This window comes from Paenibacillus sp. 01T422, assembly GCF_056398785.1.
Genome location: NZ_JBFTQB010000107.1, coordinates 1 through 10,906, shown reverse-complemented (window position 1 = coordinate 10,906; position 10,906 = coordinate 1). Strand labels below are relative to the sequence as shown.

Annotated in this window: 9 protein-coding genes; 1 reads left to right on the top strand and 8 read right to left on the bottom strand. The window is 46.1% G+C overall.

Features of this window, described 5'->3' with window-relative positions; all coding sequences use genetic code 11:
* Nucleotides 1-98: 98 nt before the first annotated feature.
* The 8 genes from AC1DUA_RS08350 to AC1DUA_RS08315 all read right to left on the bottom strand — a co-directional run bounded on the left by AC1DUA_RS08350 (nt 99) and on the right by AC1DUA_RS08315 (nt 9,686).
* Nucleotides 99-512 carry a VOC family protein gene (locus tag AC1DUA_RS08350; protein WP_477499291.1) on the bottom strand — a complete coding sequence of 138 codons (414 nt, stop codon included), beginning with the start codon at nt 510-512 and terminating at the stop codon, nt 99-101.
* 44 nt (nt 513-556) lie between these two features.
* Nucleotides 557-781, bottom strand: coding sequence for a hypothetical protein (locus AC1DUA_RS08345; RefSeq protein WP_477499290.1), 225 nt, complete (start codon nt 779-781; stop codon nt 557-559).
* Between the two features lie 189 nt (nt 782-970).
* Nucleotides 971-1,933 (bottom strand): NAD(P)-dependent alcohol dehydrogenase, encoded by a 963-nt coding sequence (locus AC1DUA_RS08340; RefSeq protein WP_477499289.1) that lies wholly within the window; start codon nt 1,931-1,933, stop codon nt 971-973.
* 139 nt (nt 1,934-2,072) lie between these two features.
* Nucleotides 2,073-4,724: a winged helix-turn-helix domain-containing protein gene (locus AC1DUA_RS08335; RefSeq protein ID WP_477499288.1), complete on the bottom strand. Its 2,652-nt coding sequence runs from the start codon at nt 4,722-4,724 to the stop codon at nt 2,073-2,075.
* A 165-nt stretch (nt 4,725-4,889) separates the two neighbouring features.
* A complete protein-coding gene (locus AC1DUA_RS08330; protein WP_477499287.1) occupies nt 4,890-6,725 on the bottom strand; it encodes a UbiD family decarboxylase in 1,836 nt (611 codons plus the stop codon).
* A 115-nt stretch (nt 6,726-6,840) separates the two neighbouring features.
* Entirely contained in the window at nt 6,841-7,362 is a 522-nt protein-coding gene (locus AC1DUA_RS08325; protein WP_477499286.1) for a cupin domain-containing protein, read from the bottom strand.
* 433 nt (nt 7,363-7,795) lie between these two features.
* Entirely contained in the window at nt 7,796-8,449 is a 654-nt protein-coding gene (locus AC1DUA_RS08320; protein WP_477499285.1) for a DUF1796 family putative cysteine peptidase, read from the bottom strand.
* Between the two features lie 400 nt (nt 8,450-8,849).
* On the bottom strand, nt 8,850-9,686 hold the full coding sequence (locus AC1DUA_RS08315) for a MurR/RpiR family transcriptional regulator (RefSeq protein WP_477499284.1): 837 nt from the start codon (nt 9,684-9,686) through the stop codon (nt 8,850-8,852).
* Between the two features lie 209 nt (nt 9,687-9,895).
* On the opposite strand from AC1DUA_RS08315, the gene AC1DUA_RS08310 reads away from it, so the two are divergent.
* On the top strand, nt 9,896-10,906 hold a 1,011-nt coding region (locus tag AC1DUA_RS08310), incomplete at its 3' end, for an ABC transporter permease (protein ID WP_477499283.1).

Sequence of the window (10,906 nt, the reverse complement as noted above, 5' to 3'; positions counted from 1 at the left end):
GAAGAACGTTCAATGAGATCACACCTCTCTATTTACTTGTTATATCAAAAAAATCCCTCGAGGCATAACCTCAAGGGATTCCGTAACTCCGAGGCGGCTTACGCCTGCGGCATTTTGCTCTGATCCATGTACAGCACATTCCAGCGATGGCCGTCCAAATCAATGAACCCGCCGCCGTACATCCAGCCTTGATCCGTAGGCTTGCCATAGATGGTGCCGCCTGCTTTGACGGCTTTGGCCAGCACTTCGTCGACTTCTTCTCTGCTCTCCGCATCAAAAGAAATCAGCATCTCCGTGCCTTTCGTTGTATCAGCGATCTCATTATTCGTAAAGCCTTGGAAAGCCGATTCTGGGAATAACATAATAATGACCGGGCTATGTCCGACAAACATACCAGCCAGTTCCTCGCTATGCTCGTGCCGTGGATGAAAAGTGAATCCAAGTTGGGCGAAAAATTCTTTTGATTTCTGCAGGTCCTTGACCGGCAAGTTGAGCCAAAATTCTTTCGTCATTAACATGTCTCCTTTGCACTAGCGAAGTTCCTTGCGACTAATGGCTACAAATTCACCTTGGACTGCACGATATTCTTACCTATATCACAGGAAATATCGGATTTAAAATCTTGTATGGTATACAAAGCTTGCTGCTCATCAATGCCTAGCACGCTTGTGAAGTAATAAAGCATATGTTCATAGATTGATCCATAATTTGAAAGTTCATTGGGGTTGTCAGACAAAAAGGATTGATGCTGCTTTATGAGCTTCTCGGTGACTGCTTTCAAAGTGATTTACCTCCAATGGATGATACAATCAATCTACCATATTTATTGAAGGGAGAACAGGGATAATTTTATGATTCGTAGTTTTTATATTGCGAGTTACATTTGGTCCTTGATAAGTTGGTTTTTCCTTGACTATTTGCTCCTGACATGAATCTCATTTCAGGTTAGGTTTTCTAGTTTGGATTCGCTTTATCCCACTGTGATGACGACATTGCCTTTTTTATGCCCAGTATCCACATATCGGTGAGCTTCGGAAATTTGTTCCAGGGAATAGCGTCTGTCTATGACGGATACGATTTGCTCCGCTTCGGCTAGCTCTTTGAGAAAAGTAAGGTTTTCTTTCTTTTGCTTGAGTCCAGTAGCTGCAAAATAAGCTCTCTTGGTGCCAACCTTTGCTGTCCACACCATCTGAAGCAGGATAGCGAGCGAAGGGACCGCAGACAGATAGCTGCCATTTTGCTTAAGCGAGCTTTTGCAGCGTGAAAATGAACTTTTGCCCACAGCATCAAATATAATATCGTAGGTATGGCTGTTTAGAGCAAAGTCCTCTTTTGTATAATCAATAACATGATCGGCTCCCAGCGATTTGACTAATTCCACATTAGCCCCGCTGCATACCGCAGTAACTTCTGCTCCATAGTACTTGGCAAGCTGTACTCCATAGGCACCAACCGCGCCAGAAGCACCATTGATTAGAATTTGCTGTCCACGCTGAATGTTGCCAATATCTCTAAGGAATGACAAGGCCGTTAAGCCTCCATCACAGACAGCGACGGCATCTGCGTAGGTCATATTCGTTGGTTTAGCGAATACCACGCCGGTTTCCGGGAGGCATTTGTATTCAGCATGAGCGCCGAAACCAGTGCCAGCCGTTCCAAATACCTGATCACCTTTTTTGAAAAGAATAACACCGCCGCCTACGTCCTCAATTTCCCCGGCTAGCTCAAAGCCTGGTATACAATTAGGTTTGGTCAGACCGCTGAACAATCTTGTCATGAAAGGGTCAGCCTTTCGAAAAGCACAGTCTGCTGGTGTGACGACCGTCGCATGTATTTTGATCAATATTTCATGATCCTTCGGAATAGGTTTATCAACTTCACTAAGTCGAAGCACGTCGGGTGATCCATATTTTGTCGTTATGATTGCTTTCATAAGATCTCCTCCACGATCACGCAGATTCGGCCACCTCATGTTAATCGGATGTGCCTCTTGCGTAGTCTACAAACAATATAGCTACAAGCAGGTATCCCTGTGTAGCTACTAAAGTATTGTTTTGAGGTATTGTTGTTGGCTAGTGGAACAGACCTAACTCGCGGGCGCGAGCAATCGCTTCAGTGCGCCTTTTGACTTGGAGCTTATCAAAAATTCGTTGATTATGCCCTTTTACTGTACTCAAAGCGACGAAAAGCCGCTCGCTAATCTCACGGTTCGAGAGTCCCAAAGCAATGAGCTCGAGCACTTTTAACTCGCGTACACTTAATGGCTCTATAAGGCCCTGTTTAGGCTGAGTAGGGGGCAAGTAGGCATTGTCAGCGTCAAACTGTTCCATCGCTTCGGAAGAAGCTAGTAGTTTGCTCAGATAGTCCGGCATGATCCCATTCGGTTGAGCTTCACAGACCAGTTCCGCGAGAGGAATGCCTTCGTCTACAAGAAGTCGAATGTAGCCGCCAGGCTCTGCCAGCTTCAGCACTTCAACAAGTAGGGCCGCTGCCTCTGGTTTGTCGCCATTAGCATGCAGCGCAGCCACTTGCAGGGCCATTACCTTGAGCCGCTCATCTAGCGAGCCATTTTCTTCGGTGTGCAGACGTAACGGCTCCAACAAGGCTAGTGCAGCTGCCGCATCACCTAAGGCCAATTGAACCCGGACTTGGCAGATGGGGAGTTCCTGTGAATGTGCCAGCTGGGCAGCTGCTGCTAGATTGCCCTGATGAAGCTGTATAAGCACTTGTGCAGCAGCAATATCAGGCATCCGAGATACGAAGTTATGCTTACGAACGTACTGATCCGCTCTGGCCAAGCTAGCGGCAGCACCAGCCATATCCCCTTGGGCGAGCTTGAGCCGGGTGAACAACAATTCACATAAAGCGTAGGTGTCTACACTTTCTACTTGCTTAGCTAATTGGATGCTCTGTCGTCCGTGCCATTCAGCGGCGTCCAGCTCGTTCCATTCGTAGCAAATGCGAGCTAGTCCTAGCTGCGCTTCGCAAGCCGCTGGGAGAGGAGGTTCCCCTGCTAACTGGATCACTCGCTCGTAAGACTCAGCTGCCAGAWCAAGCTGGCTGTCTGCTTCTTGGATGCTGCCAAGGCCTGTTGTAGCTGCGATAGTGATCATGATCGATGGCGTCGATTGGCCGAAAGAGATGACATCCCTATACGCCCGGCTTGCTGCGGGACGGTCTCCTAGAAGCTGATAAGCCAAACCAAGCGTCCAGGCAGCGGCAGCACGGACCGGCAAGTTATCAGGATGCAGTAATTCCAAAGCTAGGAGTGACTGGGTGAGGATGATGTTACTTTGATATTGGGGGATAGCCAACATAGCCCTTATAGAGGCGATTTGTCCTGCAAGGTCACGCGACTTGTCGTCTGTCTCGACTTTTTTTAGTGCTTTTTCAGCTGTCTGCAATTTTTGTTCCACGTTGTTATTTTGTCCCGTAAATACTAAAGCCGAGGCATACATAACTAACAAAGAAGGTCTATCTTCCAGCACAGTTGCTGGCAATGAAGCCAGCCAATTCAATACTGGGGACATCATACCTCGAAAATGCAGGGGAACCCCGTTACCTTCCACCAAACGGGCAGCATGATCTATATGTTTGGCGGCAGCAGCATGATGAAAAGCTTCAAGCTCCAGCCCATTTTCCTCGTACCACCTACTCGCACGAAGGTGCAGTTCGGCTTCGATATTTTCTCCAGTTGTTGAAGTATGCTGTTGCAGCCGCTTTCGCAATAATTCAGCAAAAAGATGGTGATAACGGAACCAACGCCGCTCGTTGTCCAGCGGAATAAGGAAAAGGTTGGCTTGCTCAAGCCTTTTCAAAGTTTCATGACTGGAAGATGAGGGAGCAAGGCGCATAACGGCATCACAGAGTGGAGCACACAAGCGATCGAGAATCGACGTGTGCAGCAAAAATATCTGAACGCTTTCGGATTGGTTGTGCAGCACCTCTTCAACCAAATAATCAAGAATGAAGCGGTGACTGCCGGTGAAAGACTTGATGAAGCGGGTGGCATCATGTAGCCCCTCCATGGAAATCGCGGCTAATTGCAGACCAGCAACCCAGCCTTCTGTGCGTGATTCCAGCAGGGCCACATTTTCGGATGAGAGGTTCAGCCCCATCGTTTGGTTGAGGAAGTCAGCGGCTTCCGAAAGATTGAAGCGTAAGTCAGCAGCGCGCAGCTCAGTCAATTGCCCACGCACTCTCAGCCGAGCTAGCGGAAGTGGCGGATCTTCACGTGTGGTGATAACCAGATGCATCTGTGGAGGCAGGTGCTCAAGGAGATAAATGAGCGCTTGGTGTACCGAGTCTGCATCAATTAAATGATAATCATCAAGCACGAGGATAGATTGGTGCGGAATACTGCTAATTTCATTGAGCAGCACGGTCAGTATCGACTCAACAGGCGGAGGATGAGGGGCTTGGAGTGCATCTAACAAACCTTCGCCAATGTTCGCTCCAATGCTCTGAAGTGCTGCCGACAGATAAGTTAGGAAACGTGTGGGGTCATTATCGCTCCCATCGATCGACACCCAGGCTGCAGGCCGCTTGCAGCTGGCAAGCCATTCGCTGACGAGCAGGGTTTTACCAAACCCGGCAGAGGCTGATAGGAGGGTCAGTTTGCGGTGCAGACCCTCATTAAGCCTTTCAATCAGACGGGTGCGAAAAACCATTTTAGGCCGCAGAGGGGGGATATGAAGTTTAGTGGATAAAAGTGTCCCAGACATTGATCTGTAACCACCGTTCTGCGCCGTCAATGCAGCGCTTAAATAGCTTTTGTTAGTATGTTCGACGGTTTTATTGCTTTTCCTTTGCCGCTAAGCTCCGAATGAAAATAGCACCACAACCTGATTGGTTGTGATGCTGCTTTTTGCTGTGACTGAAATCCAATCTTATTTGTGTAAGCTGCCTAAACTGGCGCCATCGGCGAAGAATCGCATAATGTTGTTCTCAACCGTTGGGTCTGGTATTAATGGAGGGGCTTGATGCGGTTTGATGCGGGCATCAATCACGATATTATCGCAAGCCCAATGCTTATTCTCGTAATAACTATTCACCCCATAAATATCATGGGAGGGGTTGCTGCGTGTAAATGTACCCCAAACGAAATTGTCAATGGACTCACTCATAAATTGGCTGTTGTCACAAACGATGATCAACGGACAAGTTGGAAGCGGGCCTTTTGCTCCGATAGCCTCGCACAAATCTTTCATTTCCTTTTGCGTATCACGGTAACTTATAAATTCAGAAATCTGAATCGCAACGATTCCCGGCATGACCAGATGAGCATGTTCTATTCCCGTTATATCATTGAAAGCGTCAGGCACTTCTTGGCACAACTCTCTTTTGATATCACCGACTGCTGCAAAAACAACCTTACTTCCGGTATTAAGCCCAGTACCAGAGTAATCGAGCGTATCGATGGTCGTATTTGTCTGGAAATGAAGGTCACGATGAAGATCCATTCTAGCTAAAATGTAAGTTAAAAAATGCTCGACGTCATGAGAATCCAGAGGCTGGCTCTCCTCTGCCGTAATGAATAAATACTTGGCTAAGCTCACTTGTCCCGTTCCTAGAATTCGATTCGCAATTGTGAGCAGCTCTGCCGGTTGTTTTACTTGTTGATAAGGCGTATACCGTTCACTGCCGATTGCGAAGAGCAACGGATGCACCCCGGCAGCATCGACGGCATGCACTTCTTTGACGCCTGGGATTTCTTGCTTGATCGCGTCCCCGGTTAATTCATGGATCAAGGCACCGAATGCCGTATCCTCTTGAGGGGGTCTGCCAACGACAGTAAAGGGAAAGACGGCATTTTTCTTAGCATATACGTTGTGAACTCTCATGAGAGGAAAAGGATGCGTCAAGCTGTAATAGCCCAAATGATCGCCGAAAGGGCCTTCCGGCTTCGTTTCGCCAGGGTATATGTCCCCGGTGATAACGAAATCAGCATCATGGCTAATGCAGTATCCATCGATATAGCTATAACGGAACCGGCGTCCTGAAAGCAAGCCAGCGAAAGTGATCTCACTCATGCCCTCCGGAAGAGGCATTACAGCTGACAGCGTATGTGCCGGTGGTCCGCCAATGAAGATACTAACTTTTAGAGGCAGTCCCTGCTTGGTTGCTTTGTCTTGGTGCACGCCGATGCCGCGATGAATCTGATAATGCAGGCCGATCTCCTTATTCAATTCATACTCGTTTCCGCTCAGCTGAATCCGGTACATTCCCAGATTGGAATTCATAATTCCCGGCTTCTCCGGATCTTCGGAGTACACCTGAGGTAACGTGACGAAGGCCCCGCCATCATCTGGCCAGTGTTTAATAAGAGGGAGATCTGCTATGCTGACTTCTTCAAAAGTAGCCGGTAGACCGCCATTTACTTGGAGCGGCAGTGCTTTCCACGCGGCGAGCCCCGTTCCGAAATGTTTCAGAGGGCTTTTCATTGCTTTCATCGGATCGCTTCGCAAAGAGATTACTTTCTGGACGCCTTCCCACGTATCCCGAAAAATAAATTTGCTGCGCTCAACTGTGCCAAAAAGGTTAGATACCGCGCGAAACTTCGAACCTTTGACATTCTCGAATAATAAGGCCGGGCCGCCAGCTGCATGAACCTTCATATGAATGGCTGCCATCTCTAGCTCAGGATCAACTTCTTCATGAATGCGAACCAAATGTCCGTTATTCTCTAAATCAATGAGGCATTCTTCTAAATTTTGATAGATCATGATTTTCTCCAATCGGATAGCTATTCCCCAAAGGTCTTATTTGATACTGTCATTCTACAACAAATATCGGCAAAAATAAAAACACGTCACATCGACGTGTTGTATTCGCCTTCCCTTAGACAGGAAGCAGTTCATAGGCTAACTTTTTGATGACATCTTTGTGTTGCGGATATTGTTTAAGCAGCTCTTCCTGCGAAAATAGTTCGAAATCCTGAAAATCAAATCCAGGTGATACCATGCATCCGACAAGCGAAAACGTATTTTTTTCCATGACCGAGGATCCGAAAATACAGTTTTTTGGCACTAAATATTGGGGGATTTCTCCATTTTCCAAATGAATGCCTAGTTTAACTTCCTCATAGGTGCCATCCTCGTGAATGACATGAATCGTGAGCGGGCTTCCGGCATGAAAATACCACAACTCATCCGACTTCAACCGATGGAAATGCGAGACATCATGAGATTGAAGGAGAAAGTAGATACTAGTATACAACAATCGTGAACCATTGAATCGGACGGACAATTCTTGATCCGTGATCTTTTCTTCCGCTTGAAAAGTTCGTTTATAATAACCGCCCTCGGGGTGCGCTTCGAGCTCAAGTTTGGAAATCCAATATTCGGGGCTATTTGTAAGCATGTCATCCAGTCCTTTTGTTTAATGTAACATTCCAAGATTGTATTATAATCTAGCATGTCTATGATATCAATCATAGCTTAGTAGAAATACACTAAATCAAGACTTCGAGGGGAAGATCTTCCTGTCAAAATACGTAGCTATCTCGATAGGGAGGAACAGTGATCCTCTATTTTCTCGAAAACCAATTGTTTTACCGTTTAGTGGGAACTATGGTTCTCTATTTCATCAAATCTGGTTGAATCCAAGCGATTCAGAGCAAATAAGACCCTGTAGATCCCTCTAGACCCTGAAATAGCCGATTTGTTAGAAATAGCGCCCTGTAGTTCTTTCTTGATCAGGAGGAGGGCAATTACATAATGAAAAACCGCGATCCAAAGGAGCCGCGGTTTTCTATGATAGAGCCTAGGGGATATGAAGAAACAGTGTCGGATTACTAAGGCTTTATCTTAATGCCATTTAAGATAGAATCCCAGTCTTTCAAGTTGTTTGTACTTGGAATTTCAACAACGCAGACATGCTCCAATCCCCAATCTAACTCAGTGACTCGTTGTAGGTTTGCAATAGGATTAACGATAAGTATTGTGAAATCACCATTTGTAAATTTTCGCAGAACAGCTTGCAATTCAGTTGCTTGGTCATAAGTAGCAAGGAGTCTAACATAAAGTGAGGATTCAGACTTCGCGGATTCTTCTAAAAACCGTCGAATGCGCATGTTCAATTTTGCTTTATAAACGTGATAAGTGTAGTGCCAACTTTGATTGGGAACAATGGGAAAGTCATGAACAGAAGTCACATTATAGCGCATGTCTTTGATGAAATAGGAGGGCATTTTCTGAACAACGGCAGAAAATTCATCGACATACTGTGAACTGCCCTCTACTACTTGCAAGTTGGGGAGATCCATAAATCCCTGGAATTTATTCGCTAATAACCTATTTACATCGGTAAGTGAAATAGAAATAACCCAATCCATAGGCATTGAAAATTTTCTTAACTTGTGTCTCCTGAGGTGACCTGCCGGATCACAGTTTTGACCCAAGCTAGCAATTAAATCGTACGTTGTTCGTTTGAGCTCTTCTAAGTTCATCACACATCCTCCACCTTTCCACTATATATTAGATTCAAATCTAGTTGGAAAAGGTTGGATATATGAACTAGTACGAGCATGAAAATTTAACTAATTATTCCAAAAGCGCGTCGCAACTTTTCGTTTAGATGAATGACTGAGCGGCTTTCGCACCGCTTGCTTCGCTAACGGACACAGCAGGCTTTATTCGATGGGAATAAAGCTTTTCTACATGCTAACGGACTCCAATGCAGCTATTCACGTTTTCCGAGTGTAATTTGGTTGTTTATTGATCTATTAACGACTCTGGTGTCCGTTATGTATGAGTGGAGCGCATCGCTGCTAACTTGCTCATCAATGATCGCGATAGAGGTATTCTTATAACAAAAGTGCACCCGGTACCGGGTGCACTTTCGTTCATTTAATACGGAATATAATTCGAATACCGGTGACGCAAGGTTTGGAGACGATTCAGATGCGTTAACGCTTGTGCTTCAATATGTTGCCCGACAGCGAGTACGAGGCTCTCAACCACGGCGGTTGGCGCTACCATCGGATGGAAATCTCCGATCTGCCCGCGATAAGCGTAGAGCAAGATGTTGGCTTGAGCATTGAGATCGGAGACCAGGCGGTCCGTAATGACAATGGTCGTACACTTCAACTCAGAGGCATAATCCAGAATAACCTTAATCTCCGCAATGAGAGAGAAGAAACCGAAGATCACGATGACATCTTGCTCTTTAAGCTGAAGGATAGATTCGAATAATTGAGCTCCACTTTTTTCGATCGTTTCGCTCGGAATCCCCAAGCGGTTCAATCGAAAATGCAATAACTGCCCCAGACCTTCTGCGGGGCCAGGAGCGAATATATACGTTTTTCTTCCTTGTGCCAAGACGGCAACAGCCTTGTCGAATTCTTCGCGAACTAAATTGAGCGATGTTTCTTGCAAATAGTTGGCTGTCAGTGCCAACATATCCCCAACTATATCTTCAGACGATAACTTGTTAATAATATTTTTCATTTTTACGGCGGGGGTAACGGTATGCAGCTCCCGATGTTTGCTCTTAAACTCTTTTAAGTTAGCAGAGCCTATCGATTGCCAGAAACGAGAGACGGACGCAATGCTAGTCCCGACCCCTCGGGCAATGTCGTTTTCCGTTAGGTAAGGCAGTTGGCTGGCATTTCTTTCAATGAAATCGGCAATGTTTTTTTGAGTTGGTGACAGCTTGCTAACTTCCCAGTCAAATATGTTCGGCAATGGCAATTCCTCTCCCTTTTGTAGTCCATACAACAACCCTATTATAAGGCATGATAGATTGAAAATATACAGAAAATGATAATTTTATTACACTAATAAACTTTATGTAATAAAATTTACATCACCTTAATCTGACTCTAACACTCGGTTAACACTATTTGCTTATAGTCATACTATCATCGAAAAGACGGGTGTGGGAAGGAAATGTTATGGGCAGAACGCGGGCTTTCTTGAACTACATGAGCATGATTTTGACTAACCCGGTATATGTGATCGGGATCATAGCGCTAGCTTTTCTGGCGTACACCATTGCGTATCCGTTATGGGAGATCCTTTCCTATACGTTGAAATGGCACCCAGAGGATCTTCGGCAAAATCCACATTCGATTGCCGGCAACTGGACATTGTACCATTGGCTCCATGTCTTGCACAGCGATATTAGCGCCTCCGTCTTCTATAAACCATTGCTGCATTCGTTCAGCATTGCAATTACGGTGTCGATCCTGTCCCTGCTGGTTGGAGGTGTGCTGGCATGGCTCGTTGTACGTACCGATCTTCCCTGCAAGAAACTCATCGGTTCTTTATTGATTATTCCTTACATCATTCCTTCCTGGATCAAAGGCTTTGCATGGCTCATTATGTTCAAGAATGATCGAATCGGCGGAAGTCCAGGCATTCTCGAGTACCTGACGGGTACAACGCCCCCTGATAGCCTCTCTTATGGCTTCCTACCGATCTCCATTGTGTTGACCGAGCATGGATACATGTATTTCTACTTGCTGATGGCGGTTGCCTTCAGTTCGATCAACGTCAATATGGAAGAAGCGGCGGAGCTGCTCGGGGCGAACCGATTCACCATTTTACGGAGAATTGTGATGCCATTGGTTGCGCCAGCCATATTGTCGGGACTCCTGCTAACCTTCACTTCCAGCATGGGTAACTTTGGGACAGCTGCTCTTCTCGGGCTTCCTACCAAATTTTACACACTCTCGACGATGCTCTACAACAGCATGAACAGCCGAATGCCATCCATCGCTTATGTACTTAGTCTTATCCTTATCGGGATCTCCTCCTTAATGATCTATATCAACCAGAGATTGATCGGTAAAAGAAAGAGTTATGCAACCGTAGGAGGAAAAGATGCCAGAAAGACGCTCACTGCGCTCGGCCGCTGGAGAGTACCGGCTGCCGTCGGCGTATTCCTCTTCTTACTGATCAGT